This is a genomic window from Pelagimonas sp. (assembly GCF_050633425.1).
GTDB lineage: Bacteria > Pseudomonadota > Alphaproteobacteria > Rhodobacterales > Rhodobacteraceae > Pelagimonas.
In genome coordinates, this window is record NZ_JBOEGM010000013.1 from 148,719 (window position 1) to 174,487 (window position 25,769).

At 56.3% G+C, this 25,769-nt stretch carries 26 protein-coding genes; 16 read left to right on the plus strand and 10 right to left on the minus strand.

The annotated features are described in order from the left end of the window. Positions 1-14 precede the first annotated feature (14 nt). The 10 genes from ACRBB0_RS11855 (at position 15) to ACRBB0_RS11900 (ending at position 7,944) form a co-directional block, all read left to right on the plus strand. A complete protein-coding gene (locus tag ACRBB0_RS11855; protein WP_431374645.1) occupies positions 15-206 on the plus strand; it encodes a hypothetical protein in 192 nt (63 codons plus the stop codon). Further along, on the plus strand, positions 203-1,666 hold the full coding sequence (hydA, locus tag ACRBB0_RS11860; RefSeq protein WP_431374646.1) for a dihydropyrimidinase: 1,464 nt from the start codon (positions 203-205) through the stop codon (positions 1,664-1,666). The genes ACRBB0_RS11855 and hydA overlap by 4 nt, the downstream gene beginning before the upstream one ends. Before the next feature lies 1 nt (position 1,667). Then, positions 1,668-2,087 carry a hypothetical protein gene (locus tag ACRBB0_RS11865; RefSeq protein ID WP_431374647.1) on the plus strand — a complete coding sequence of 140 codons (420 nt, stop codon included), beginning with the start codon at positions 1,668-1,670 and terminating at the stop codon, positions 2,085-2,087. A gap of 28 nt (positions 2,088-2,115) precedes the next feature. Continuing rightward, the gene (locus ACRBB0_RS11870; RefSeq protein ID WP_431374648.1) at positions 2,116-2,937 is read left to right on the plus strand and encodes an ABC transporter ATP-binding protein; all 822 of its coding nucleotides are present in this window, start codon (positions 2,116-2,118) and stop codon (positions 2,935-2,937) included. A 78-nt stretch (positions 2,938-3,015) separates the two neighbouring features. Next, positions 3,016-3,351, plus strand: coding sequence for a hypothetical protein (locus ACRBB0_RS11875; protein WP_431374649.1), 336 nt, complete (start codon positions 3,016-3,018; stop codon positions 3,349-3,351). Next, positions 3,348-4,211: an ABC transporter permease gene (locus tag ACRBB0_RS11880; protein ID WP_431374650.1), complete on the plus strand. Its 864-nt coding sequence runs from the start codon at positions 3,348-3,350 to the stop codon at positions 4,209-4,211. The genes ACRBB0_RS11875 and ACRBB0_RS11880 overlap by 4 nt, the downstream gene beginning before the upstream one ends. After that, a complete protein-coding gene (locus ACRBB0_RS11885; RefSeq protein ID WP_431374651.1) occupies positions 4,208-5,050 on the plus strand; it encodes an ABC transporter permease in 843 nt (280 codons plus the stop codon). The genes ACRBB0_RS11880 and ACRBB0_RS11885 overlap by 4 nt, the downstream gene beginning before the upstream one ends. Next, a complete protein-coding gene (locus ACRBB0_RS11890) occupies positions 5,047-5,589 on the plus strand; it encodes a DUF1993 family protein (protein WP_431374652.1) in 543 nt (180 codons plus the stop codon). Before ACRBB0_RS11885 ends, ACRBB0_RS11890 begins: the two co-directional genes overlap by 4 nt. Positions 5,590-5,632: 43 nt before the next feature. Next, positions 5,633-6,622, plus strand: coding sequence for an ABC transporter substrate-binding protein (locus ACRBB0_RS11895; RefSeq protein ID WP_431374653.1), 990 nt, complete (start codon positions 5,633-5,635; stop codon positions 6,620-6,622). A 71-nt stretch (positions 6,623-6,693) separates the two neighbouring features. Further along, on the plus strand, positions 6,694-7,944 hold the full coding sequence (locus tag ACRBB0_RS11900) for an NAD(P)/FAD-dependent oxidoreductase (RefSeq protein ID WP_431374654.1): 1,251 nt from the start codon (positions 6,694-6,696) through the stop codon (positions 7,942-7,944). A 324-nt stretch (positions 7,945-8,268) separates the two neighbouring features. Here the strand turns inward: ACRBB0_RS11900 and ACRBB0_RS11905 are convergent, their stop codons facing one another. The 5 genes from ACRBB0_RS11905 to ACRBB0_RS11925 all read right to left on the minus strand — a co-directional run bounded on the left by ACRBB0_RS11905 (position 8,269) and on the right by ACRBB0_RS11925 (position 14,200). Then, complete coding sequence (locus ACRBB0_RS11905; RefSeq protein ID WP_431374655.1) at positions 8,269-8,958, minus strand: fumarylacetoacetate hydrolase family protein; 690 nt, start codon at positions 8,956-8,958, stop codon at positions 8,269-8,271. A gap of 103 nt (positions 8,959-9,061) precedes the next feature. Then, complete coding sequence (locus tag ACRBB0_RS11910; protein WP_431374656.1) at positions 9,062-9,487, minus strand: universal stress protein; 426 nt, start codon at positions 9,485-9,487, stop codon at positions 9,062-9,064. A gap of 13 nt (positions 9,488-9,500) precedes the next feature. Then, complete coding sequence (locus ACRBB0_RS11915) at positions 9,501-12,131, minus strand: TRAP transporter permease (RefSeq protein ID WP_431374657.1); 2,631 nt, start codon at positions 12,129-12,131, stop codon at positions 9,501-9,503. A 196-nt stretch (positions 12,132-12,327) separates the two neighbouring features. Beyond that, on the minus strand, positions 12,328-13,290 hold the full coding sequence (locus tag ACRBB0_RS11920; RefSeq protein ID WP_431374813.1) for a TAXI family TRAP transporter solute-binding subunit: 963 nt from the start codon (positions 13,288-13,290) through the stop codon (positions 12,328-12,330). Between the two features lie 49 nt (positions 13,291-13,339). Continuing rightward, positions 13,340-14,200: a MurR/RpiR family transcriptional regulator gene (locus ACRBB0_RS11925; protein ID WP_431374658.1), complete on the minus strand. Its 861-nt coding sequence runs from the start codon at positions 14,198-14,200 to the stop codon at positions 13,340-13,342. A 195-nt stretch (positions 14,201-14,395) separates the two neighbouring features. On the opposite strand from ACRBB0_RS11925, the gene ACRBB0_RS11930 reads away from it, so the two are divergent. Beyond that, a complete protein-coding gene (locus ACRBB0_RS11930) occupies positions 14,396-15,721 on the plus strand; it encodes an aspartate aminotransferase family protein (RefSeq protein ID WP_431374659.1) in 1,326 nt (441 codons plus the stop codon). Here ACRBB0_RS11930 and ACRBB0_RS11935 read toward each other — a convergent pair. Beyond that, positions 15,713-17,005, minus strand: a complete 1,293-nt coding sequence (locus ACRBB0_RS11935) for a flavin-dependent oxidoreductase (protein ID WP_431374660.1) — start codon at positions 17,003-17,005, stop codon at positions 15,713-15,715. The two genes, ACRBB0_RS11930 and ACRBB0_RS11935, sit on opposite strands and share 9 nt — an antisense overlap. A gap of 174 nt (positions 17,006-17,179) precedes the next feature. Between ACRBB0_RS11935 and ACRBB0_RS11940 the strand changes: the two genes are divergently transcribed. Together ACRBB0_RS11940 and ACRBB0_RS11945 are read left to right on the plus strand one after the other, a co-directional pair. Then, complete coding sequence (locus ACRBB0_RS11940; RefSeq protein WP_431374661.1) at positions 17,180-18,349, plus strand: pyridoxal phosphate-dependent aminotransferase; 1,170 nt, start codon at positions 17,180-17,182, stop codon at positions 18,347-18,349. A gap of 9 nt (positions 18,350-18,358) precedes the next feature. Further along, entirely contained in the window at positions 18,359-19,300 is a 942-nt protein-coding gene (locus ACRBB0_RS11945) for a 2-hydroxyacid dehydrogenase (protein ID WP_431374662.1), read from the plus strand. A gap of 137 nt (positions 19,301-19,437) precedes the next feature. Here ACRBB0_RS11945 and ACRBB0_RS11950 read toward each other — a convergent pair whose 3' ends face one another. Continuing rightward, the gene (locus tag ACRBB0_RS11950) at positions 19,438-19,920 is read right to left on the minus strand and encodes an Lrp/AsnC family transcriptional regulator (protein ID WP_431374663.1); all 483 of its coding nucleotides are present in this window, start codon (positions 19,918-19,920) and stop codon (positions 19,438-19,440) included. Positions 19,921-20,060: 140 nt separating this feature from the next. On the opposite strand from ACRBB0_RS11950, the gene ACRBB0_RS11955 reads away from it, so the two are divergent. Genes ACRBB0_RS11955 through ACRBB0_RS11965 form a run of 3 tightly spaced genes read left to right on the plus strand, consistent with a single transcriptional unit; the run spans position 20,061 to position 22,992 of the window. Next, a complete protein-coding gene (locus ACRBB0_RS11955) occupies positions 20,061-21,095 on the plus strand; it encodes a zinc-dependent alcohol dehydrogenase family protein (protein WP_431374664.1) in 1,035 nt (344 codons plus the stop codon). A gap of 3 nt (positions 21,096-21,098) precedes the next feature. After that, positions 21,099-21,815: a hypothetical protein gene (locus tag ACRBB0_RS11960; RefSeq protein WP_431374665.1), complete on the plus strand. Its 717-nt coding sequence runs from the start codon at positions 21,099-21,101 to the stop codon at positions 21,813-21,815. Next, complete coding sequence (locus tag ACRBB0_RS11965; protein ID WP_431374666.1) at positions 21,757-22,992, plus strand: aromatic amino acid transaminase; 1,236 nt, start codon at positions 21,757-21,759, stop codon at positions 22,990-22,992. The genes ACRBB0_RS11960 and ACRBB0_RS11965 overlap by 59 nt, the downstream gene beginning before the upstream one ends. Before the next feature lie 111 nt (positions 22,993-23,103). Here the strand turns inward: ACRBB0_RS11965 and ACRBB0_RS11970 are convergent, their stop codons facing one another. From ACRBB0_RS11970 to ACRBB0_RS11980, 3 genes are read right to left on the minus strand one after another with little or no spacing between them, the layout of a single operon-like run. Further along, on the minus strand, positions 23,104-23,859 hold the full coding sequence (locus ACRBB0_RS11970) for an SDR family NAD(P)-dependent oxidoreductase (RefSeq protein WP_431374667.1): 756 nt from the start codon (positions 23,857-23,859) through the stop codon (positions 23,104-23,106). 11 nt (positions 23,860-23,870) lie between these two features. Continuing rightward, entirely contained in the window at positions 23,871-24,836 is a 966-nt protein-coding gene (gene denD, locus ACRBB0_RS11975) for a D-erythronate dehydrogenase (protein ID WP_431374668.1), read from the minus strand. Then, positions 24,833-25,753 (minus strand): sugar kinase, encoded by a 921-nt coding sequence (locus ACRBB0_RS11980; RefSeq protein ID WP_431374669.1) that lies wholly within the window; start codon positions 25,751-25,753, stop codon positions 24,833-24,835. The genes denD and ACRBB0_RS11980 overlap by 4 nt, the downstream gene beginning before the upstream one ends. Positions 25,754-25,769: the final 16 nt, after the last annotated feature.

Sequence of the window (25,769 nt, forward strand, 5' to 3'; positions counted from 1 at the left end):
AGGCATAATGGGACATGCGCCGTCTATGGAATAAAGAGATGCATGTCTGCGACGCTGGAAACATCAAGGTAGAAGGTTTTGGTCTCAAGCTGGACCGGAACTCGCGTATTGGGCAGCTGAGACTGGCGCTTGGTTTCGAAGCTGAACTGGATGATCAAAATCAATGGCGCGTTCAGGCGCTGCCGACAGAAGAGGAAACGTCATGACCACTAAGGTAATCAAAGGCGGCATGGTCTGCACGGCGGACCGCACCTACAAGGCGGATGTGCTGATCGAAGGCGAGGTGATCAAACAGATCGGTGAAGATCTTGTTGGTGATGAATATTTCGACGCCGAAGGGGCCTATGTGATCCCCGGCGGGATCGATCCGCACACGCATTTGGAAATGCCATTCATGGGCACCACCGCCGCCGAAACATTTGAATCCGGCACTTGGGCGGCGGCCACCGGTGGCACCACGATGATCGTTGATTTCTGCCTGCCCGGCGCGGATGGCTCGATCAAAAATGCCATCAATGAATGGCACCGCAAAAGCGCACCACAGATTTGTTCCGATATCGGCTATCACATGGCGATCACTGGTTGGAACGAAAACGTCTTTGACGAGATGAAAGACGCCGTGGATATGGGCGTTAACAGTTTCAAGCATTTCATGGCCTACAAAGGCGCGTTGATGGTCGAAGACGATGAAATGTTCGCGTCGTTTCAACGCTGTGCCGAACTGGGCGCGCTGCCGATGGTTCATGCGGAAAACGGCGATCTGGTGGCCGAGCTGCAGACCAAATACTTCAACGAAGGCATCACTGGACCCGAGGGGCACGCCTATAGCCGTCCACCGGAATTGGAGGGCGAGGCCGCCAACCGCGCGATCACCATTGCTGATGCGGCGGGGGTGCCGCTCTACATCGTGCATGTGTCTTGTGAGCAAGCACATGAGGCAATCCGCCGGGCCCGTCAAAAGGGCATGCGTGTTTATGGCGAGCCGCTTATCCAGTTCCTGACCTTGGATGAAAGCGAGTATTTCAACAAGGATTGGGACCATGCCGCGCGCCGGGTTATGTCGCCTCCGTTCCGTTCCAAGGATCATCAACAAAGCCTTTGGGCCGGGTTGCAAGCGGGGTCTTTGCAAGTGGTTGCGACCGATCACGCAGCCTTTACCACCGCTCAAAAACGCGCTGGAAAAGACGATTTTCGGATCATTCCCAATGGCTCGAACGGGCTTGAAGAACGGCTTGCCGTGCTCTGGACCGAAGGGGTTGAAACGGGTCGTTTGACGCCAAATGAATTTGTCGCGGCGACCTCGACCAATGTGGCGAAAATCCTCAATATCTATCCCAAAAAGGGTGCGATTGTTGAGGGCGCGGATGCGGATATCGTGGTTTGGGATCCAAAAATCTCCAAAACCATCAGCACGGCCAACCATCATTCCGTTTTGGATTACAACGTGTTCGAAGGTTTTGAGGTCAAAGCCCAATCCCGCTACACCCTAAGCCGTGGCGAAGTGATCTGGGCCTGGGGTCAAAACAGCCAACCGCAACCGGGCCGTGGCCGTTTCGTCCCGCGCCCAGCGTTTAGCTCGGCACAAAAGGCGCTCAGCCAGTGGAAGGCCCTCAACACCCCCCGCAAAATTGACCGCGATCCGCAGAACATTCCGGCGGGGATCTAAAATGCTTCGCCAGATTATAGCACATCTTGCTGCCGTATTGGCAGGAACTGCCGTGATCATGGCGGGTACAGAAGCATTGCTTTTTGGGCCCATGGGTTTGGTTTCAGGGTTAGCCAAGACGGTTGGGGGCGGATTGATTTTTTTGGTTTTGGCCGTTGTCAGCCTACCTTTGGGGCTTTTCTTGAGATGGGCTGTGTCTCGTGTCGTAGCAACGCCTCTTGTTGGCGCTGCTATTTGCGGTGTTTCTATTGGTGCGGTCCTGATCCCAGTGCTTCATCCGGCCATGTATCCCGGCCTTTCGTTTGACACCGCGCCTTTAGGGCTGACTGTCGTTCATGCGCTGGCCGGGTTGATTGGAGGCGTGCTTTGGTGGGTATGTGAAACGGGCTGTTCGGGAGAATTCGACCTTGCGAAGAGCTGAGACAGAAAAAGAAAGAGTAGGGCACTGAATGAACGCCGATGTTTTCAGACCCAAGGAGTTGGCTCAAGTGAGTGAAATCGTCATACAGGCAAAGAACCTGGACCTGACCTATCAGACCAATGATGGGCCGGTGCATGCGCTCAAGGGCGTTGATCTGGACATCAACAAGGGTGATTTTGTGAGCTTCATCGGCCCCTCGGGCTGTGGGAAAACCACGTTTTTGCGCGCGATTGCCGATCTGGAACAACCCACGGGTGGCACCTTGACTGTGAATGGCATGACACCGGAACAGGCGCGGCAATCGCGGGCCTATGGCTATGTGTTTCAGGCGGCTGGTCTATACCCGTGGCGCACGATCGGCGGCAACATCCGTCTGCCGCTTGAGATCATGGGCTATCCCAAATCCGATATGGCCGAACGTGTCGAAGAGGTGCTGGAACTTGTTCATCTCGACGGTTTTGCAAAGAAGTTCCCGTGGCAGTTGTCGGGCGGGATGCAGCAACGCGCAAGCATTGCCCGCGCGCTGGCCTTTGACGCGGACATCTTGTTGATGGACGAACCCTTTGGCGCGCTTGATGAAATTGTCCGCGACCACCTGAACGAACAGCTTTTGGAACTTTGGGCGCGGACCAACAAAACCATCGGCTTTGTGACCCATTCGATCCCCGAAGCGGTCTATCTATCGACCAAGATCGTGGTGATGAGCCCGCGTCCGGGCCGCATCACAGACGTGATCGACAGCCCGCTGCCGCGTGAGCGCCCATTGGATATTCGCGACACGCCCGAGTTCCTCGACGTGGCGCATCGAGTCCGCGAAGGTTTGCGCGAAGGGCATGCATATGATGATTGAGCCCATCGCCCGACCCGGTGTCGGATGTGAGTTGAACCGGCGAAACCAAGCGCGGGCGACGTGCCCCAAGGGGGCGATGTGAGTGGCGTAAACCTTGGCTGGCTCGGAGCGGCGACCATCGCGTTTTTGACCGCAGCATCCCTGTTGCGGGCCTATGTGGACCATGCGGCGATCTGGATGATCGCTGTCGCCTTGGTTTTGTATTCATTGGGCAATTTGATGATGGTGCCCTTGATGCGCGGCGAGGGCATGGCGGTTGCGATGTCGGTTGCAGCGGTCACCCAATTGGTGATGGCCAACGCTGTCGCGGTGGCGCTGTTTGGCGAAAGGCCGAATATGCAGCAATGGGCCGGGATCGCGTTGGGCCTTGTGGCGGTGGCACTGATTGTGACGGCAAAGGGAGATAGCGCATGAAATCGGTCCTTCCTGTTTTGACGGTCGTCTCGGCGATCTTTGCGCTTTGGTATATTTTTGCCGTCGTTTTGAATGCGCCTTGGGCCTATTCCAAGGCCGAACGCGCCGATATTGAGCTGTCCTTTTCCGACATGGTCGCCGATACGATGGTGCAAGAGAAACCGCGCCTGCCAGCCCCGCATCAGGTCGGGATCGAGATCTGGAAAACCACGGTGGAAAAGAAAGTGACCTCGAAACGGTCGCTGGTTTACCATGGTTGGATCACGCTACAGGCCACCGCTCTTGGCTTTGCATTTGGCATCGGTTTGGGGGTGCTTCTGGCTGTGGCAATTGTCTATTACAAAGTGATGGATATGTCCGTCATGCCGTGGATCATCGCCAGCCAAACCGTGCCCATTCTGGCAATTGCCCCCATGATTGTGGTGGTTCTGGCGGCCTTGCAGGTGGATGACATTGTCGCCAAAGGCGTCATTTCGATGTATCTTAGCTTCTTCCCGGTCGTTGTCGGCATGGTCAAAGGGCTGCGTAGTCCTGACACAATGTTGCTCGATCAGATGAAGACCTATAGCGCATCTTCGTCCCAGACATTTTGGAAACTGCGCTTGCCGTCTTCCACACCCTATCTGTTTGCATCGCTCAAGGTTGGCGTCGCCGCGAGCCTGATCGGGGCCGTGGTCGCAGAATTGTCGCTCAGTCAAAACGGCGGTTTGGGCGCGCGTCTTTTAGCGGGGAGCTATTACGGCCAAACCATCCAGATTTGGTCGGCGCTTTTGGCGGCTGCCACGCTTGCTGCGCTGATGGTATTTGCCCTAAGCGCGATTGAAAAGGTCACGTTAAAACGTATGGGGATGGCGCAATGATTTGGATTGTCGGAAGCCTCCTGTTCTGGGGCGTGGCCATCGCCGTCAACGTTTACATGGTGCGTCACAAAACGCCCGGAGCCGCGTTTTTGGTGCCGATCCTGTTTGGCATCACAATTCTGGTCATCTGGGAAGGAATGGTGCGCGGGTTGGAGATCAGCCCTGTGTTGCTTCCCCCGCCATCAGCCGTCGGTGTAGCGCTGGTCAGCAAAACCCATATCCTGTGGCAAGACTTGGTTCAGACCTTCTTTAAGGGGGCTTTGACCGGCTATATTATCGGGTGCGGATCAGCGGTGTTGATCGCGATTGCCATTGATCGCTCGGCCTTTTTGCAGCGCGGCTTGCTGCCCGTTGGCAACTTTATCGCCGCCTTGCCGATTGTCGGGTTGGCCCCGATTATGGTGATGTGGTTTGGCTTTGATTGGCACTCTAAGGCGGCCGTGGTCGTGGCAATGGTGTTCTTTCCCATGTTGGTCAACACTGTTCAGGGCTTGCAAGCCACCGATCATATGCAGCGCGATCTGATGCGCACCTATGCGGCGGATTATTCGCAATCCTTGCTCAAACTGCGTCTGCCCGCGGCGATGCCTTTCATCTTTAACGGCTTGAAAATCTCGACCACTTTGGCGCTGATCGGGGCAATTGTGGCCGAATTCTTTGGCTCTCCGATCAAGGGGATGGGGTTTCGGATTTCAACCGAAGTTGGACGCCTCTCGCTTGATATGGTCTGGGCCGAAATCACAGTTGCGGCGATCCTTGGGTCGGCCTTTTACGGTGTGGTCGCGTTAACGGAAAAGCGCATGACCTTTTGGCACCCATCGCAAAGGAAGCAGCGATGACACGAGGGCTTGTTGAGCATTACCTGCCTGTTTTCAGGCATTTCCTAAACCAGATTGACCATCTGGTGATGCGCGCCGACACCGGGCAACTGGCTGCGCGTCTGGCACCTGACAGTTTGTCAGCGCTTGAAAATTTTGCCACCGCACAGGGGTACGTGCTACGCAGCCTATGTCCGCTTGTGGGGAAAGACGTACCGCAGTTGGACGATGTCACAACCGCTCAGGGCCTGCGGGCGCGGGGAGATTTTGTTCGAAAGACACTGGAGACATTGGCGCGCACCGATGCTCAAATAGTCGGTGACATTCACCATGTTGCGGGAAAAGCCACGCTTTCACAGGCCCCTTACGACTATATTGCGCTTTACGGCGCTCCGAATTTCTTCTTCCATATGAATATGGGCTACGCGATCCTGCGCAGCATGGGGCTAGATGTCGGCAAAGGCGATTTCGACGGATTTCACATCTATCCGCCGGGGTTTAGCTTTGTGACAGCCAAGGACACAGGCGAACAGGGGCCATTCTCTGAACCCGCCCAATAAAAACAATAACACCAAAGAAAACAAAGACAGCAAGGAGACTGACATGAACACATTTTTGAAAACAGCCCTAGCCGGCGTTGCAGCGATGGGGGCCAGCATGGCCCATGCCGCTGATGACGTAACGCTTCAGCTCAAGTGGGTCACACAGGCCCAATTCGCGGGTTACTATGTGGCCTTGGACAAAGGCTTTTATGGCGAAGAAGACCTCAACGTCACCATCAAGCCCGGTGGCCCGGATGTGGCTCCGGCTCAGGTGATCGCGGGTGGCGGTGCAGACGTTGTATTGGACTGGATGCCATCGGCGCTTGCGTCGCGTGAAAAAGGTCTCGACCTTGTTAACATCGCTCAGCCATTTGCCTCTTCGGGCATGATGCTGACCTGCCGTAAGGACACGGGCATCACCGGCCCAGAAGATTTCGCCGGCAAGACACTTGGCGTTTGGTTCTTTGGTAATGAATACCCATTCCTGAGCTGGATGAGCCAAATTGGCCTGTCGACCGATGGCGGCGATGACGGTGTTACCGTTTTGAAACAGGGCTTTAACGTCGATCCTCTGTTGCAAGGTCAGGCAGCTTGCATCTCAACCATGACCTATAACGAATACTGGCAGGTGATTGATGCGGGTCTGACTGAAGACGACCTTGTGACCTTTAAATACGAAGAAATGGGTGTCGCGACGCTGGAAGACGGCATGTATGTGCTGCAAGAGAACCTCGATGATCCGGCCTTCCAAGACAAAATGGTGCGCTTTGTACGTGCGTCGATGAAGGGCTGGAAATACGCCGAGGAAAATCCAGATGAGGCCGCGGATATCGTTCTCGAAAACGATGCCACCGGTGCCCAAACCGAAAAACATCAACAGCGTATGATGCGTGAAATCGCCAAGCTGACCGCTGGGTCCACAGGCAAGCTGAATGAAGCCGATTATGAGCGCACCGTTCAGACCTTGCTTAAAGGTGGCTCTGATCCGGTTATCACCGCAACGCCCGAAGGCGCTTGGACACACATGATCACCGATGCGGCCTTGAAGTAACTCAGGTTTTTCGTAAGTCTAATCGGGCGTCCCATATCGGGGTGCCCTTTTTTTATGGCGGGGGAACGGGTTTGGACAAACATGTTTTGGTCATCGGCGCTGGGATTGTTGGTGTGTCGACCGGCATTTGGTTGCAGCGCATGGGGGCCCAGGTAACATTGGTCGATAAGGCCGATCCGGGGCAGGGCACCTCCTTTGGCAATGCTGGCGTTTTGGCGTCTTGTGCAGTGGTTCCCGTGACGGAACCCGGTCTGATCCCCAAGGCACCCGGCTATTTGCTCAATCCGAATTCGCCGCTGTTTATGCGGTGGTCTTATCTGCCGAAATTGGCCCCGTGGTTGGTGAAATTCCTGCGCAATGCCACAGATGCGCAAACGCGACGCATCACCGGCGCGCTGACCAGCCTCATCGGTGACAGTGTGGATCAGCATCTGAGCCTGACAGACGGCTTGCCCGGAGCCCGCGCCTATGTGCATCCCTCCGATTACGTCTTTGCCTATGCAGACAAATCAGTGTTTCAAAAGGAGGCCTACGGATGGGGGCTGCGGCATGAGAACGGCTTTGTTCCTGGCGTGATCGAAGGCAATGCCGTGCAGGAATATGACCCTGCTTATGGGCCGTCCATTTCGTGTTTGGCGGTGATGAAAGAGCACGGTTTTATCAGCGATCCGGGCGGGTATGTCACGGCGTTGGCCAAAGCGTTTGAGGATTTGGGCGGCAGGTTCCGCCAAGCGGATGTGCGCGATATCACCCTGGAGAGCGGTCAGGTTCGGCAGATTGAAACCGATGCAGGCCCGATAGAATGTGACGCCGTTGTTTTGACCGCTGGCATCTGGTCCAAGCCCATCATGCGCAAGCTGGGTCTAAACCCGCCCTTGGAAAGTGAGCGGGGGTATCATGTCTTGTTCAAAGAGGCTCAGGGCGCGCCCAAAGTGCCGACGATGATTTCCTCGGGCAAGTTTGTCGCCACCCCGATGCGAGCCGGATTGCGCTGCGCGGGTATTGTTGAATTTGGTGGGATCGAGGCGGGCCCGTCTGAGGCCCCCTTTGCCTTGTTGCGCCGTCAAATGAAACAAGCTTTGCCGGATGTGACTTGGTCGGGGGAAGACACGTGGATGGGGCATCGCCCGACCTTGGCGGACAGTTTGCCAATGATAGGTGAGCTGCAACGCAAAGGGGTTTATACAGGGTTTGGCCATCAACATATTGGCCTGACCGGCGGCCCCAAAACCGGACGGATCATCGCCAGCATGATTGCCGGGCAACCGGCAAATATGGACATGTCCCCCTTTGATCCACACCGATTTGGCCCCCAACAATAAGCCCTGTGTAAATGGCATAGAAGATCGCTCATCTTGCCTCCGATAAAACCACGACGGCCTTCTTGAAACTGATGAAAGCAGGCGGAGGCTGCCTGTTTCGTATGGATAGATGCAACTCATCGGTGCCACACACGTCCTCTGCGCAGGAGTGAGTGACGAGTGAGTGCCCGTCACGTCAGAGGTGGTTTCCAAGCCCTCAAAACAAACCTGTCGCCCGGCGGTTATAGGTCAAAAGAACCGCCGTGGGGGCCTTTGATTAACTTGAACCTGGAAGCAATGCGATCAGCGCGGTATCAAAGGTACAGCGCTCATATCTCGCCGGTTTCAGCCGTCGTAACTGAACCCCATATCTGGCAGGCCTTCAATCGTGACCACGCAAGTGTCGCCCGGTTGCAGCGCGCCAACGCCTGCGGGTGTCCCGGTCATAATCAGGTCTCCGGCGTGTAGCGCAACATACCCCGACAAGATCGAAATCACTTCGGGGACGGTCCAAATCATCTCAGACAAATCTCCGCGTTGACGTTCTTCTCCGTTAACGCTCAGGGTAATGACACCGGTCTCAAAGGGGTCACTGTCCTCAGCCTTGTGGACCGGGCCAATCACAGCAGACTGATCAAACCCCTTGGCCATATCCCATGGACGTCCCATCTTTTTCGCCTCGGCCTGTAAATCCCGGCGGGTCAGGTCATTCCCGGCAGCATATCCCCAGATATGGGACCGCGCCTGATCCTCAGCGATGTCTTTGCCGCCCCGCCCCAGACAGACAACCAACTCGGCTTCGAAATGCAGGTTTTCGGTCATGCTGGGGAAGGGGAGTGATTGGCCACAATCCACCACGGCATCGGCGGGTTTGGTGAAAAAGAATGGCGGCTCGCGGTCGGGATCCTTGCCCATTTCACGCGCATGAGCGGCGTAATTACGTCCAACACAAAAGATACGGCGCACTGGAAAGCGGGCGTCCGCCCCGGCAATGGCAAGCGAAGGAGTGGGGGCGGGATCAAAGACAAAAGACAACGGCGGACCTTTCTGGCGCAAAAGAAAGACCCCGGTTTTCGCCGGGGTCTCTTGATTTTTATCGCTCCTGACGCGCAGGTCAAGCGGGCTCAATGGTGCTGTGTCAGCGGATCACAAAGACCGATTGCGTCGCATGGCGAACCACCCGCGCCGAATTTGGGCCAACCAGATAATCCTTGAGTTCCGGGCGGTGGGCACCAATGACAATCGCGCCAATGCCCAAGGCATCCGAGAACTTGATGATCTGATCATAGATCGTTCCCTGCCCAACGTGAAAAACCGCATTCACATCGGATGGGATCACGTCCTTGCCCCAGACCGCCAAGGCCTGAGCGGCCTCGGTTTTGATTTGATCTGTGTGATCTTTGGGCAATGACATGCTGACCACCGGCAGTCCGGTGTCGGGTAGGACGGTCAGAACATGCAGCTCGGCACCATTGGCCTGCGCCAACTGGATCGCCGCATCTGCTGTGCGCCGTTTGCCTTTGCTCTGATTGAGGTCGACGGCAAGTAGGATTTTCTCAAACATGGGTCTTCCTCGTTTAGAATGCAGGTTGGGTGGCGCGTGGGCGTTGGATCATCACAACACCCAGCAAAAGCAACAATGCCGGGATAAAGAAGAGCTCCTTGGGCATCCGCTCATTTTCGACCTGAACCATGGTCACAACCACAGGATCGTCACCGTAATAGTCATATTCAGACCCGATGGTGCCGAAATGCGGTGTGCCGGGGAACGGCTCTTCGAGCAGCAATTTGCCATCTTCTTCCATGACCGTCAGCCCCTGGGCCTGAAGTGCTGCCATCGCATCACCATTGATCGCTGGAACGGTGATCGTGGTCGGCCGCACAATTGCCGTGTCAAAGTCTGGGCCCGCAACCGTCAGGCGCACCAATTGATCATTTGGAGCCTCACCCATCAGCGAAATGCCAGCCGGGCCTTCGGCCGCGGTATATTTCGCGCTGACTTGATCCAGGAAGAAGTCAGGCCGGAACAGCATGAAGGCAATGAACAACAAGGCCGCGCTTTCCCATTTGCGCGATTTGGCGATGAAGTAGCCTTGGGTCGCAGCCGCAAAGATCAGCATGGCAATCAGTGCGATGAAGAACACCAATATCGCCTTGGCAAAGCCGACGTCGATCAACAACAGGTCAGTGTTGAAGATGAAGAGAAACGGAAGCAAGGCTGTTCGGATGTCATAGCCAAAGCCCTGAATACCGGTCTTGATCGGATCGCCGCGTGAAATGGCCGCCGCCGCATAGGCGGCAAGCCCCACGGGCGGAGTATCGTCCGCTAAGATCCCGAAATAGAACACAAACATATGGACTGCGATCAAGGGAACGATCAGGCCGGACTGGGCACCGACCGACACGATGACCGGGGCCATCAGGCTAGACACAACAATATAGTTCGCCGTGGTCGGCAGACCCATCCCTAGGATCAGTGACAGAACCGCCACCAGCAGCAGCAGGATGATCAGGTTGCCGCCCGCGATCGTTTCGATGACCTGCCCGATGACCTGATGGGCACCGGTCAGGCTGATAGTGCCAACGATGATACCCGCGGCCCCGGTGGCAACACCGATCCCGATCATGTTGCGCGCGCCAAGGATCAGACCTTGAACAAAATCGCCCCAGCCCGCGACGGTTTCAGCGGCATGACCTTCGCCGCGAAAGAACGCCTTGAGAGGGCGGTGAGTGAGCGCCACGACGATCATAAAGATCGTTGCCCAAAAGGCGGATAGGGCAGGGGACAGACGCTCAAGATGCTCGGTGCGTACCATCAGGTTCCACACCAGAATGAAAATCGGCAACGCAAAGTAGAGCCCGCCCAAAAGGGTTGGCGTCAGACGCGGAGCGGCTGGAACCGGTGCGTTGGGATCATCCATTTCAAGGTCAGGGTATCTGGCGGCCACGGCCACCAAAAACACATACATCACAGCCACCAAGGCCACGGCAGCATAGATCGAGTCGCCCATAACAGGGTCAAGGATCGCGCGCAGACCGATCATCAGGAAGGTACAGATGCCAAGGAAAATGAAGCCCGACAAGAACAGGATCATAATCATGATCACGCCGATCTTGCGGCCTTCTTTTTTGAGCCCCTCAAGACCCATTTTCAGGCTTTCTAGATGAACAATATAGAGCAGCGCGATATAGCTGATCACCGCAGGGAGGAAGGCGTGTTTTACAACGTCGATATAGGGAATGTTGACATATTCAACCATCAAGAAGGCCGCAGCGCCCATAACGGGGGGGGTCAACTGGCCATTGGTGGAAGAGGCGACTTCAACCGCGCCCGCTTTTTCGGCTGGGAAGCCGATACGTTTCATCAGCGGAATGGTGAATGTGCCGGTTGTTACGGTGTTGGCGATGGAGGACCCTGAGATCATACCGGTCATCATCGAAGACAAAACCGAGGCTTTGGCAGGCCCACCGCGCAAGGCACCCAATAGGGCAATGGCGACTTTGATAAACCAGTTGCCGCCGCCAGCGCGATCAAGCAATGCGCCGAACAGGACGAACAAGAAAATCATCGTTGTCGACACACCCAGCGCGACGCCGAACACGCCTTCGGTTTGCATCCAGTAATGGCCAAGCGCTTTGGACAAGGACGCGCCGCCATAATTGGTGATATTGCGGGCCCATTCCGAATAGCCGCCAAAGAAGGCGAACAGCACAAAGGATGAAGCGATGATGACCAAGGGCAACCCAAGCGAGCGATAGACCGAAATCATCAACACACACATGCCGATGGCCGACATGGTGATGTCAGATGTGCTCCAGAGACCGGGGCGATCTGCGATCTGAAAGCGGAACACCACAAGGTATAGGCACGACGCAACCCCAAGGATCACCAGCGCCCAATCATAGGCGGGGATACGGTCTTTTGGGGCCGAGGATGTCAGCGGAAAGGCCAGCGTTGCCAGCATGATAGCAAAGGCAAGATGCACAAAACGGGCCTGCGCTACGATATTGGCAAAGATGTTCATCCCGGTGGATTGCGCAATCACACCGGGCAGTTTTGATGCGATATACAGTTGGAAAAGCGACCAGACGATGCAGGTCCCGATAATCAGTTTGGCCTGCCAGGCGATGGACGGGTTGCGTGCGCCGGTATCGGCTTCGGCAACCATATCATCCGCGCTGCGGGCAACTTGGCTTTCGTCAGTCATAATGTCCCCTGTCGAATTTATGCTGTTACGGCGTGACTTGCCCCAAATCCATTGATGGATTTCGCAATTTCCGTGCACGTAATTCGGTGCGCGGCTTGTGAGGTCTTATAAAACGCCAAGGCCCGGATACGTTGCCCGGCCCCATTAGTTAAACGCCCGGAGCACGTGGCCCCGGACGCGGTAAGTTTAGATCGGATTAGTCAACCAGACCCAGTTCTTTGTAGGCTTTGGCCGCGCCATCATGCAGAGGTGCAGACAGGCCATCCTTGACCATTTCCTCGGCCTTCAGGTTGGCGAATGCAGGGTGCAGCTGACGGAAATCTTCGATGTTTTCCATCACGGATTTCGCAACAACATAAACCACATTTTCAGGCACCTTTGCCGACGTTACAAATGTCGCGCCAACGCCGAATGTTTCGGTGTCGCCATCTGTGCCCGCATACATGCCGCCGGGGATGGTGGCTTTGCGGTAGAATGGGTTATCCGCAACCAGCTTGTCGATCGCTTCGCCCGTTACCGACACCAGAACCGCATCACATGTGGTGGTGGCTTCTTTGATCGCCGCGGCTGGGTGACCAATGGTGTAAATCATCGCGTCGATGTTGCCGTCACAGAGCTGCTTGGCCATTTCCGAGCCTTTGTACTCGGTCGCCAGTGCCAGATCGTCCATGGCGATGCCGTGGGCGTCCATGACAACTTCCATGGTTGCGCGCTGACCTGACCCAGGGTTGCCAACGTTCACACGCTTGCCCGCAAGACCTGCGAAATCGGTGATGCCGCTGTCAGCACGCACAATCAGAGTGAAGGGCTCAGGGTGAACCGAGAAGACGGCGCGCACTTCTGGGAACGGGTTGTCGGCAAATTTCGACGTGCCGTTATAGGCGTGGTACTGCCAATCAGACTGCGCAACACCAAACTCAAGCTCCCCAGCTTTGATGGTGTTGATGTTGTAAACGGACCCACCAGTGGATTCCACGGCGCAGCGAATGCCGTGCTCTTTGCGCGACTTGTTGACCAGACGGCAGATCGCACCACCTGTTGGATAGTAAACGCCAGTCACGCCGCCGGTGCCGATGGAAATGAATTCCTGAGCGGCTGCGCCTGTTGTGAAAGTTGCGGATGCGACCAAAGCCGCCCCTGCCAGTTTCAGTTTGTTCATCATTTTATAAGCTCCCTAATTGATGAGTATTTTTATTATTCAGAGGGCGTTAGGCCCCCCAAAATTCTCCAAGCTGTTGATGTCTTCGTTCAACATCCTTGATCTTTTGGCTGGCCTTGTCGCCAGATTGTGCCACCAGCATAGCCACCATGGTTTCCAACAACGAGAGTGTCGCCGCATAGGACGAAAAGAATTGCGGGCTCTCGGAAGGAATGATGAAAGAATAATCAGCGAACTTATTCGCCGGGCAGGCATGGCTGTCGGTGACAATGATCGTTTGCGCCCCAGCACCCTGGGCCAATTCAGCCGCTTGAACCGTTCGACGCGCATAGGGCGATTTGGTGACTGCCAACAGTACATCGCCCTGTCCCAGATCGCTGAGTGTCGGGCCCAAAGATGCGCCCATGCGGCCGGCAAGTTTCCAGTTCGAATTAAAGTAATCGGCCAAATACGCCATGTATTCGACGATACCCGTCGATCCAAATGCCCCAAGCAAAATGACCTGACGCGCGTCTTGCAGCGTGTCGACGGCGCTTTGCAGCCGTTTTCGATCCACCGTTTCCGCCAATTTCGAAATATTGTCGATGCAAGCGGCGAATTGACGGTCTGGGATGGTGGCTTTGGCTTGCGGGTCTTGCTTCAAAAGCTCGGCGCGTTCCGCAAAGGGGGTGCTGCGGGTTTCCATCGCAGTGCGGCACAGATCGCGCAGGCTTTCGTAATCGCTAAAACCAAGCGTCCGAGCCAATCGCGACAGGGTCGCCGGGGACACTCCGCTTTCGCCGGATACGGCGCGCAAAGACCGTGTCGCCACCGCGAGTTGATTGGCGGCCACATAATCAGCGGCGTCCCTGAGTTTGGCACTCAGGTCGCTGTAATTCTCACCGATACGATCTTCAATACGACTCGTCAAAAGCGCGAATCCCTCCCACTTGACATGAACTTTCCACTTGTTTTACCTCAAGTCAACAAGTGAAACATTTGTTTCACGGTTCGTTTCCGATAGGTCTTCAGATCGCAATCCTAAGATGTATTCGCCTTTGCCCATCCAGTTTATTGGCACCACTCGAATGGCTGCCACCCCCCGCCGCTATAAGGTAACTACCGCATGAGCCACGTTTTTTCGCGACACACTCAAAATCAGCCCCCCTTGGTGTCCCATGGCGATGGGCCCTATCTTTTTGACAAACAGGGCAAGGCCTATCTGGATGGATCTGGCGGGGCGGCTGTTTCGTGTCTGGGCCATTCCGACCCCCATGTAACAGCTGCGATTCGTGCCCAGCTCGACAAGGTTGCCTTTGCCCATACCGGTTTTTTCACCTCGGACCCGGCCGAGGCACTGGCCGAAAAATTGATCCGTCATGCCCCAAGCGGGCTTGATCGGGTGTATTTTGTGTCGGGCGGGTCTGAGGCCGTCGAAGCCGCGCTCAAACTGGCCCGGCAGTATTTTCTTGAAATCGGCCAGCCAGAGCGCAGCCGCATCATCGCGCGGCGACAAAGTTACCACGGCAACACGCTTGGCGCATTGGCAACTGGCGGCAATGCATGGCGACGCGAACCGTTTTCACCGCTTTTGATGGACGTTAGCCATGTGTCCGCCTGCTATGCCTATCGCGGCCAGCACGACGGCGAGAGCGAAGGGGATTATTGCGACCGGCTCATTGCTGAACTTGAAGCCGAGATTGCCAAACACGGGGCCGACACCATTATGGCCTTTGTCGCCGAACCGGTGGTTGGCGCGACCCTGGGGGGCGTGCCGCCTGTGCGAAACTATTACAAACGCATCCGTGACATTTGCGACCGCGAAGGTATTTTGTTGATCCTCGACGAAGTCATGTGCGGTATGGGCCGAACTGGCACGCTCTTTGCCAGTGAACAAGACGGCATCAGCCCCGATATCTGTACCGTCGCCAAGGGGCTTGGTGCCGGGTATCAACCCATTGGCGCGATGCTCTGTTCAGGCAAAATTTATGATGCAATTGCGCAAGGAAGTGGGTTTTTCCAGCATGGCCACACCTATATTGGCCATCCCACAGCCTGCGCCGCCGCCGGTGCCGTGCTGGAGCGGCTGATTGACCAAGATGTCCTGTCGCAGGTCGCACCGTTGGGGGCCGCGCTGATGGAACGGTTAAAAGACCGTTTTGGCCAGCATCCCCATATTGGTGACATTCGCGGTCGCGGCTTGTTTCTGGGGCTGGAACTGGTTCAGGACCGCAGTACAAAAGCCACCTTTGATCCCTCTCTCAAAGTCAATGCCCAGCTCAAGAAGGCCGCTTTTGCCAATGGGCTCATTTGCTATCCTATGGGCGGCACCGTTGATGGGCGCACCGGTGATCACGTGCTTTTGGCCCCGCCCTTTATCCTCACGGATGGGCAATTGGACGAATTGGTCGACAAGTTGGATCTGGCCCTAAAGGCAACCAATCTATCGTGACGCATCCCAACGCTCCCCCTTGGCAATGCGCCGGGGGGCGGCGTTCAGCCTATCGCGTGAATACCCCGCGGCGTCTTTGTAACGCTTCATAAAGGCATCCCGCTCAGCGGCTGGGAGCACCTCTTCGATGTCGTCAAAAACACCTTGGCAGCGACTGTTTACGATCTGTAAAAGACCAAAGGGGCCCGCGCCACGATTGCGCAAGACCAGCTCTGAGATCGGTGCGCACAGGTCATCGTCATAGGCCTTCAAAGCGCCGGGATTGAGCCCCATGTCCAAAAACTTCCGGGCTATAATGCGCGCATCAATAATGGCCTGACTGGCCCCATTTGAACCGGTGGGATACATAGGGTGGGCCGCATCCCCGAGCAAAGCAACCGGGCCGTCCACCCATGTTGGAACACGGTCCCGGTCGATCATCGGGTTCTCAAATGCTTCGCCTGCACCGCGGATCAGGGCCGGGACATCTAACCAATCATACCGGAAGTGATTGAAGTGATGTGCGAAACTGTCGATCTCAACAGATCGGAACCAACTGTTTCTTTTTCGTTCCGACGCGGTGTCAGTGGTTGTTTCGGCGATCCAGTTTATCTCGGCCAACCCGGTGTCTGGGTCGGCAGCTGAAATAGGGTACATCACCATACGTTGGCGATGTGTGCCAAGCCCAACAAAGGATGCCCCAGTACGGATGGGTTTGGCCAAGGTTGTCCCTCGCCACATCACAACGCCGCCCCAATGGATCGGTGGCTGGTCGGGGTGCATTTGGGCGCGAACCGCCGAATGGATCCCGTCTGCTCCGATCAACAATGTGCCGTGCTCTTCGGTGATGAACCCATCGCTTGTTTCAATGGTGGCACTGACTGTGCCATCGGATTTATGCTTGTATCCCGTGACCCGAGAGCCAAGCCGCACAACATGTGAACCGGCGCGTGCGATCAACTCATTCAGAAGGGCGATTTGAAATTTGCCACGATGAACCGAAAATTGCGGCCAGTCATATCCGGCCTCCAGTCCGCGTGGTTCAACATGGATGTCTTTGCCATTCAAACCCACCAAAGCCCATTCTTTGAGATGCAGGCCCACCTGAGACAAAAGCGCGTCGCCGAACCCCATATCATCCAGCTCACGCACGGCATTTGGTTGGAGATTGATCCCAACACCCAAAGGGCTCAGCCTGGGGGAGTTTTCAAAGACTTTGAACGGAACACCGATTTCATTCAACGCCAGGGCCAACGCTAATCCACCAATACCGCCTCCGGCAATCAGCACACGTGGCAATGTCATCGCGGTTTCCTCTCTGATTTGGGGGGCACTCAGATATGGTCGGCACCGTGGTCAGGGGCGACGGGCCGCAGCGACCGGACCGGGAGCAACCTGTTTTTCGCAATTGCGATCATAAAGCAGAATGGTATACCAAATCTAAAGCGCCGAGACGCGCGAGACAGACGGGGGAGTGGAATGACACAGCTGAAATTCGCCAGCAGCCTATCACGGCTGGGAACGGAATCGGCCTTTATGGTCTTGGCGCGGGCGCAACAACTGGCAGCTCAGGGTAAGGATATCATTAACCTGGGCATCGGTCAGCCGGATTTCCAAACACCAGAGCACATTGTCGAGGCCGGTATCAAAGCACTGCGCGACGGCCATCATGGCTACACGCCCGCCAATGGATTGCCTGCCTTGCGCGAAGCGGTCGCTGCGGACCTGCATCGCCGCCACAACGTTGAGGTGAACCCTGACAATGTTGTTGTGGTGCCGGGTGGCAAGCCGACCATGTTCTTTGCCGTGATGATGTTTGGCGAGCCGGGCGCAGAAATTATGTACCCCAATCCGGGCTTTCCGATCTACGAAAGCGTGATCCGCTATTCCGGCGCGACTCCGGTGCCAATCGCCCTCAAAGAGGAAAACGGTTTTGCTTTTTCCGCAGACGAAGTTCTTGGGCAGATCACCGAAAAAACCCGACTGATCATCATCAATTCGCCAGCCAATCCCACAGGAGGTGTCACGCCTCGCAGTGAAATAGACAAACTTGTCAAAGGGCTGGCGGCTCATCCCGGTGTCGCGCTGATGTCGGATGAGATCTATTCCAACATGCTCTATGGCGGGCGCGAACATGTGAGCCTGTTGCAATATCCCGAAATTCGGGATCGGTTGATCATGCTGGATGGCTGGTCCAAAACCTATGCGATGACCGGCTGGCGTTTGGGCTATGCGGTCTGGCCGGATGCCTGTGTTGATCATGTCACCCGGCTGTGCATCAACGATCATTCCTGCGTGAATGCCGCCACCCAATTTGCTGGAATTGCTGCGCTTAATGGCCCCCAAGACGCTGTGCGTGACATGGTTGCCCAGTTCGACAAACGGCGTCAGATCATCGTTGAAGGTCTCAACGCATTGCCCGGTGTGCGCTGCGCCGATGCTGGTGGCGCGTTTTATGCCTTTCCCAATATCGAAGGGACGGGCCTCACCGCCAAAGAGGCCCAAGACAGGTTCTTGGATGAGGCGGGCGTCGCCACTGTCGCAGGCACCTCGTTTGGGGCATGGGGCGAAGGCTATCTGCGCTTTTCCTATGCCAATTCCGCCGAAAATATCACCGAAGCGCTGTCGCGCATTTCCAAATTGCTCTGAGGGGGCGTTATGACCAATGTTTTGCTACTGGGGGCAGGGTTCACTGCCCAAGAACGCGCCCGTCTGACGGGTGCATTTGACACTGTATCGGCGGCTCAGGCCGACGATCTGGCCGCAATAGATGCCGCCACACGCGCCGGGATCAAAGCGGTGGCCTTTAAGGGCCATTTGCCGCTCGGGGCTGCCATCATGGATCAATTGCCGGGCCTTGGTGTGATTGCCAATTTCGGGGTCGGCTATGACGCGATTGATGTGACTGCCGCTTCGGAACGCGGCATCAAAGTCACCAACACGCCGGATGTGCTCAATGATGACGTGGCCGATTTGGCTGTGGCGATGCTCTTGGCGCAGTCGCGCAATATGATCGTCGCCGAGGCGCGAGCGCGCTCTGGTCTATGGGCTGCCGAGGGCGAGCTGCCGTTGAACCGCAAAGCCTCGGGCTCCAGTGTTGGTATCGTCGGGTTGGGGCGCATCGGCCGCGAAATCGCCGATCGTTTGGCGGCGTTCAAAATGGACATTCATTACAGCTCACGGTCGGAAAAACAGACGCCGGGCTGGACCTATCATTCTGATGTTGTCTCCTTGGCGACGGCTGTTGATTTCCTTGTCATCGCTTTGGTCGGCGGCAAAGAGACTGAAAAACACGTCTCGGCCGAAGCCATTGCCGCCCTTGGCCCCCGCGGCGTGGTGATCAATATCTCGCGCGGGACGACGGTGGATGAAGCGGCGCTTTTGGAGGCACTCGAAAGCGGGGCAATTGCCGGGGCCGGGCTGGATGTGTTCCTCAACGAACCCAACATCGATCCCCGATTTGCCGCGCTGGAGAACGTGGTTTTGCAGCCGCACCAAGGCTCGGGCACCGTTGAAACCCGCACTGCGATGGCTGTGCTTCAACACGATAACATCGCCGCGTTTCTCTCTGGGCAGGATCTGCTTACGCCGGTGAATTAAGAGGGTAAATTAAGAGGGTGAATGAACCCGAATGTCTGTTGGTTTGTCGGGCTGTGATGTCTCATTGGCCCGACAAAACGACTTTGCGGACCCGGATACCGCAAGGCCGGGACGTTCTAGGCGCTTAGTCTTGCTCTCTAGGATGATTGCGATGACACACGAACCGGTAGCTTGCTCGACGCCTTCATCTCCTTAAGTGACAGGTTCGAGCGAATGCTGGTCACTCCCGGTAATCGCCTCAATGTGCTGTCGACAAAGGCGCTGTAGTCATCCAGATCGCGGGCGACAACAACAAGCAGGAAATCATCTGCGCCAGTGGTGTTGTGACAGGCCAGGATATTGGGCGTTTCGCCTATGATGCGTTGGAATTCATCTGTGGCGGCTTGATCATGTTCCGAGCAGCTGAGTTGCACAAAGGCCATGACCCCAAGCCCCAGCTTGCGCCTATTTATATTGGCTTGATAGCCCTCGATAATGCCGGTCTCTTCGAGTTTTTTGAGCCGCCGCCAGCACGGGGTTTCGCTCATATTCAGATGCTCGGCCAACTTGGTATTGGTCATCCGCCCGTCGCTTTGCAAAAGCTCAAGAATTTGTGCGTTGACGGTGTCTATATCCGACATGAGTGGAATGCCCTCAGTATGAGATTGAAACGCGTGTTTTCTGCCCTAAAATGCTTCTAAAGCGGGTGGAATAACAAGTATATTTCGACGTCATGTGGTAAAATCCGGCCTGACCAAGACCAAATCCGAAAGACCCCACCATGAAAGCTGTCCTGTTCGAGACGTTCCAAGAAGCCCCCAAAGTGAGGACGGTTGCTGATCCTACCCCCGAGGCGCATGGCGTTGTCCTGAAGGTCGAAGCCACAGGGGTCTGTCGCAGTGACTGGCATGGGTGGATGGGGCACGACAGCGACATCGAATTACCGCATATCCCCGGTCACGAACTGGCCGGTGTGGTTGAGGCGGTCGGCAAAGACGTCAAAAACTGGAACGTCGGGGATCGGGTGACAGTGCCGTTCATCTGTGGCTGCGGCGCGTGCCGCGAATGTCACGCCGGTCATCAGCAAGTCTGCCTGCATCAGGAACAGCCGGGTTTCACCCATTGGGGCAGTTTCGCGGAATATGTGCCGATCCATCAGGCTGATCTGAACGTCGTCGCCCTTCCAGAGAGCATGGATTTCGCCACCGCAGCCAGTCTGGGCTGCCGTTTTGCCACCTCGTTTCGGGCCGTGATCGACCAAGGCAAGGTCAGCGCAGGCCAATGGCTGGTGGTGCATGGCTGCGGCGGTGTGGGTCTGTCGGCGGTGATGATTGCCACGGCTGCTGGGGCCAATGTGATTGGGGTGGATCTCGATCCGGCCAAGCTGGCGCTTGCAAAAGATCTCGGCGCGGTGGCGGTGATTGATGGCTCCGGTGACGTGGTCGAGGCGATCAAAGACATCACAAAAGGCGGTGCGCATGTTTCGCTTGATGCTTTGGGGCACCCCATCACGATGACCAATTCAATCCTGTGCCTGCGCCCGCGTGGCAAGCATATCCAAGTGGGTCTCATGCTAGGCGAGCATGCCGCGCCCACTGTGCCCATGCCCAAAATTGTCGGACAGGAAATCGAACTGCTCGGCTCGCATGGCATGCAGGCGCATCGTTATGGCGCGATGCTTGATATGGTGGAAAGCGGCAAGCTTGATCCCGCACGGTTGGTCGGCGACAAGATCAGCCTCGATGCGGCCCCCGAGGCATTGATGAATATGGATAAATTCCAGTCCATCGGCGCAACCGTCATCACAAGCTTCTGAGCCATGTCCAAGATTGTATGGTCCTGCACACCGGTAACGCCTGCGCTGACATCGCTCGATATGGTGATTATCGCCCCTTATGCTGCGCCGGGCGCGCAGCATGCCCGAGGCTTTGGCTGGAACGACTTGGATGATCTCGCCAAACATGCGGTTGCAGATGCCATGGCGCAGGGGATAAAGCCGCAGAATAGCGACAGCGTGAAGATCGACCTTAGGAATAGCCTTCTGGGGGCCACGCCTGCCTTGTTGGAGCGGGCTGCGCCGGTGGGCTCTGTGACGGACCGGACACCCGAACCGCAATGCGCGGTGGGGCAGGGGGGCTTCGACATCGACGACCCGGATTTGATTGCTGCAGGTCAAGATCACCAGGGCGCTCTCATGGTAATTGGGGGCGGTAACCCGGCGTGCTTTTTCCTGAAAACGAAAGAGAATGTCCGGGCTAGGATACCCCTTGGCCCGAGCCGTGACGATGGACGCGGCCAACGCCGGGACATGGCAAGCTGCGCTTGGTGCGGCACATATGGTCGGAAATATGGCCCCATTATTGGCCGCCCTGATGATGGGATGACGAGTCGCGCCAGAAGAGTGTCACGCCCACGTTTGCCTGCCGAAAGCCGCGCACCATGCGGTCAATTTTGCGATGAAACAAGGGGGCTGCCGCGTGGTCATCCCCCAAGCCGAGGGCACCGTACCGCCGGAAAAGGAATTGGCCATGTTTGAACAGGTCGAAGACTACCCCGTTGATCCCATCATGATCGGTGCCGATTATTTCGCCCAGGACCCACGGGCGGATAAGCTCAACCTGACTGTGGGCATCTATCAAGACGCACAGGGGCAAACACCTGTGCTGCAAGCTGTGAAATTGGCGGAACAGCGGTTGGTCGACACTCAGGCCAGCAAATCCTATCTCGCTCTGACCGGTGACGCAGAATATTGCCGCCTGTTGGGGCAGGAGATTTTTGGCGCGACGTATGATGACAGTTGGGTGGCGGCTCAGACTGCGGGGGGCGCGGTTGCTTTGCGGGTCATGGCCGACCTGCTGGCCCAGATACCCAAACCCCCGACCGTTTGGCTGCAAACGCCAACCTACGGCAATTACGTCCCAATCCTGACAGCGGCCCAGGCCCGGTTCGCCCATGTGCCATATTATGATGCAATCGGTCGCAAGATGACCTTTGATCAGATGATGGATGGTTTGAAATCTGCCAAGTCGGACGATGTGTTTCTGATGCAGGGTGTCTGCCACAACCCCACCGGGGCTGAGATGAGCGCCGAGCAGTTTGATCTTCTCTTGGATGTGCTGGCGGCGCGCGGGATCATTCCTTGGATTGATCTGGCTTATCTCGGGTTCGCGCAAAGCTGGGACGACGATTGCGAAATGGCCCGCAAAATCGCCGCGCGGTTCAGCGAATGCATCGTCTGTGTCACGTTGTCCAAATCCTTTGGGATCTATCGAGACCGTGCCGGGGCGCTGCTGGTGAAAACCCGCCCAAGCGACAGGGAGCGTATGCAACGCGCAGTCTCTGCCATCGTGCGTTCTGGTGCGTCCCATGCACCCGATCACGGGCCATCGGTTGTGCGAACGATCTTTCAGAACGCGGGCTTGAAACGTATCTGGCTGGATGAACTGGGGCAGATGCGACGGCGTGTGGCCGAAGTGCGGCAACAAATCGTTGCCACGGAACAGGCGATGTTTGGCACAAACACACTTGCCTATATCGCCAATCAATCCGGCATGTTCTCACTTTTACCGCTGAGCGACGCGCAGGAAACCGAACTCACGCGGGATCACGGCATTCATGTGGTGAAAGGCGGCCGCGTGAACGTGGCGCGCCTTGGACCAAATGACATCGAGAAACTGATCAGAGCGATGTCCGTGATAACCGGGCCACAGTAACGGGCCACAGTAACGGACCAGAGTAATGGTCCAGACAAGCTGGTCAGAAAAGCTGGGCAGAAAAGCGGGCACCCAAACCGGATGCCCCACCCCTTTCGCCGAAGAGGGCGGTTAAACCGACCCACCGTCAACAAAGAAGTTTCCACCCGTACACATGGCCGCGTCGTCGGACGCCAAGAACAGCGCCATACGCGCGACGTAAACCGGCTCAATCGGATCGGGCAAACATTGGTTTTTCAGATGATCGGCAAGACCTTCGGGCGTCACCCAAAGCTCTTTTTGCCGGTCCGTCATAATCCAACCGGGCACGACGGTGTTGACCCTGATCCGGCTGTCACCCAAATCGCGCGCCATGGTTCGCGACAGACCATGTACAGCCGCCTTGGCAGTGGCATAGGCCGGGAAATTCCCCACCGCTTCCCACCACGAATTTGACCCCATATTGATTATCGACCCGGTGCCGGCTTCGATCATTGCAGGTGCCACGGCCTGCATGGCAAAGAACATGTGGCGCAGGTTGGTTTGCTGACGCTCGTCCCAGTATTCCGGTGTCACCTCGGCCCAATCATGGCGGTCATCGCGTGCTGCATTGTTGACCAGCACCTGCGCATTGCCAATCCTATCCGACAGCCGGGAAAAGGCCGCTTTCAGACTGTCAATATCGCGCAGATCACAGGCCTCAAAGGCGACGTCGCCATCGGTTTTTGCCGCCAAAGCTTCGCCACCAGCAACATCCTTATCGACGAAACCGACCCTGGCCCCTTGTGCGGCAAAGGCGGTGACGAGTTCAGCACCAATGCCCGACGCACCGCCGGTGATAAACACGGTTTTCCCTTGCAGGCACGGGTATTGGGCGAATTGGGACATGGTATGATCCTTTAGGATTTTGGGGCGTCGTCTTCGAGATAGATACGGATGTTGTCCTCGAAACTCTCATCCGCCTCAAGCCCCAATGCCAGGCCACGCTCGGGGTGAATATCCATGTGCCAGCCCTTAAGGATGCCGTCGATTTCCGGCTGCTTGTTCCAGGTGATCCGGGTGGCAGCGGCAGGACCGGCGACTTGGGTCATGGCCTCGATCATTTCCGCAATCGTCCAGGTCTTGCCTGGCATCGTCAAACACCGATTTTGGCCCAGATCAACAGCGTCTAATTCGGCCCCTTTGACCAAGTTCTCAACGCATTTTCGCGGGCTGAGATAGAGCTGTTTGAAATCCGGTTCCACCGGGCAGTTGGCCGTTTCGCCGTTCAGTGGCTCACGGAAAATGCCGGACATAAAGCTAGAGGCCGCGCGGTTCGGTTTACCGGGGCGCACTGTGATGGTGGGCAAGCGAAACCCGCGCCCGTCAATCAACCCGCGGCGCGAATAATCCGTGATCAGGTATTCACCGATCATCTTTTGCGCGCCATAGCTGGTTTGTGGATTGGGCAGGCTGTAATCGTTAAACGGCTGGGGCGTGTCGCCGCCAAACACTGCAATTGAGGATGTAAAGACAACAACAGGGCAGGTTTCAAGCTCTCTACAGCGTTCCAAAACATTGAGAACGCCCATAATATTGGCCTGTATCCCTGAATCCAGATCCTGTTCGGCATGGGCCGAAACGACAGCCGCCAGCAGATAAATCACATCAATTTCAGCATCAACACATGTCGCCACAGATGCCGGATCGGAAATATCGCAGCGCTGGTACTCCATCTCAAAGGGCGCATCAATTGGCTTGGGATCAACAATATCAGCCAAGACCATTTGATCGATTTTCGACCCGCGCAATTCTTGCCGATCTGCCAAGGATAAGGCCAGTTTACGGCCCAAGAAACCACCGCCACCGAGAATAAGTACTTTCATTTCGCATGTCCTTTGACAAAAATATCGGGTGCAAGCGCGCCCCGTCGTTGAATGACCTGCGCCGCTAATTGCGACGCGTTTTTGGTGGCCTCGGCCGCCGTTGCGCCCTGAACCAAAGACGCAAGAAAACCGCCGGCAAAACTGTCACCAGCGGCCGTGCTGTCGACAACAGTCTCCACTTTGGCGGGCTGTACCTCTGTTTCACCATCGCCGTCGGCCCAAACATGGCATGCGTCTGCGCCATTTTTGACGGCTATAATTTTGGCCCCTACATCGCGATATCGCGCAACTGTATCGGCTTGGGTTTTATCGCCAAAACAGGCTTCTTCTTCGTCAAAGCTTGGCAAGACCACGTCAGAGACCGATGCCCCAAGCACCAATCCCTCGCGCATGGCCTGTGCGCTTTCCCACAACTTGGGGCGCAGGTTGGTGTCAAACGCCACCAGCGCCCCGCCTTTGCGGGCTTTGGTCAAGGCGCGGGCCAAAACCTGTCGTTTTTCTGGTGGCAAAATCGCCAATGTGATGCCGGAAAACTGGATCACCTGGCGACCCGCCAAGATGCTGTCCAGCCAATCCTCGTCATCGGCCAAGAGCCGCGCCGCGGCCTCTCCGCGCCAATAGGAAAAGCTACGCTCGCCCTCCTTGAGCTGGATCGAATAGAGCCCAACAGTCCGGTGCGACACCCGCCGCACCGTCGATGTATCGACACCGTGTGTTTGCATATAATCCAGCATCCCATCGGATGCCGCATCTTGCCCAACCACCGTGCCATATTGCACCGTCCATTCATCGCCAAGCAATTGCCGCGCATACCACGCACAGTTGAACGTGTCCCCGGCATAGCCCATATGATAAAGGCCATCCCCGGTTGGGGCCAATTCAACCATGCATTCTCCGAGGCATAAAAAGCGATTCATAACTGTTCTTTTCCGT

Bases quoted from the DNA above. Each gene is read 5' to 3' on its own strand.
- ACRBB0_RS11855 (WP_431374645.1), top strand. From the start codon at position 15: ATGCGCCGTCTATGGAATAAAGAGATGCATGTCTGCGACGCTGGAAAC.
- hydA (WP_431374646.1), top strand. From the start codon at position 203: ATGACCACTAAGGTAATCAAAGGCGGCATGGTCTGCACGGCGGACCGC.
- ACRBB0_RS11865 (WP_431374647.1), top strand. From the start codon at position 1,668: ATGCTTCGCCAGATTATAGCACATCTTGCTGCCGTATTGGCAGGAACT.
- ACRBB0_RS11870 (WP_431374648.1), top strand. From the start codon at position 2,116: ATGAACGCCGATGTTTTCAGACCCAAGGAGTTGGCTCAAGTGAGTGAA.
- ACRBB0_RS11880 (WP_431374650.1), top strand. From the start codon at position 3,348: ATGAAATCGGTCCTTCCTGTTTTGACGGTCGTCTCGGCGATCTTTGCG.
- ACRBB0_RS11885 (WP_431374651.1), top strand. From the start codon at position 4,208: ATGATTTGGATTGTCGGAAGCCTCCTGTTCTGGGGCGTGGCCATCGCC.
- ACRBB0_RS11890 (WP_431374652.1), top strand. From the start codon at position 5,047: ATGACACGAGGGCTTGTTGAGCATTACCTGCCTGTTTTCAGGCATTTC.
- ACRBB0_RS11895 (WP_431374653.1), top strand. From the start codon at position 5,633: ATGAACACATTTTTGAAAACAGCCCTAGCCGGCGTTGCAGCGATGGGG.
- ACRBB0_RS11910 (WP_431374656.1), bottom strand. From the start codon at position 9,487: ATGTTTGAGAAAATCCTACTTGCCGTCGACCTCAATCAGAGCAAAGGC.
- ACRBB0_RS11915 (WP_431374657.1), bottom strand. From the start codon at position 12,131: ATGACTGACGAAAGCCAAGTTGCCCGCAGCGCGGATGATATGGTTGCC.
- ACRBB0_RS11920 (WP_431374813.1), bottom strand. From the start codon at position 13,290: ATGAACAAACTGAAACTGGCAGGGGCGGCTTTGGTCGCATCCGCAACT.
- ACRBB0_RS11930 (WP_431374659.1), top strand. From the start codon at position 14,396: ATGAGCCACGTTTTTTCGCGACACACTCAAAATCAGCCCCCCTTGGTG.
- ACRBB0_RS11935 (WP_431374660.1), bottom strand. From the start codon at position 17,005: ATGACATTGCCACGTGTGCTGATTGCCGGAGGCGGTATTGGTGGATTA.
- ACRBB0_RS11940 (WP_431374661.1), top strand. From the start codon at position 17,180: ATGACACAGCTGAAATTCGCCAGCAGCCTATCACGGCTGGGAACGGAA.
- ACRBB0_RS11945 (WP_431374662.1), top strand. From the start codon at position 18,359: ATGACCAATGTTTTGCTACTGGGGGCAGGGTTCACTGCCCAAGAACGC.
- ACRBB0_RS11950 (WP_431374663.1), bottom strand. From the start codon at position 19,920: ATGTCGGATATAGACACCGTCAACGCACAAATTCTTGAGCTTTTGCAA.
- ACRBB0_RS11955 (WP_431374664.1), top strand. From the start codon at position 20,061: ATGAAAGCTGTCCTGTTCGAGACGTTCCAAGAAGCCCCCAAAGTGAGG.
- ACRBB0_RS11960 (WP_431374665.1), top strand. From the start codon at position 21,099: ATGTCCAAGATTGTATGGTCCTGCACACCGGTAACGCCTGCGCTGACA.
- ACRBB0_RS11970 (WP_431374667.1), bottom strand. From the start codon at position 23,859: ATGTCCCAATTCGCCCAATACCCGTGCCTGCAAGGGAAAACCGTGTTT.
- denD (WP_431374668.1), bottom strand. From the start codon at position 24,836: ATGAAAGTACTTATTCTCGGTGGCGGTGGTTTCTTGGGCCGTAAACTG.
- ACRBB0_RS11980 (WP_431374669.1), bottom strand. From the start codon at position 25,753: ATGAATCGCTTTTTATGCCTCGGAGAATGCATGGTTGAATTGGCCCCA.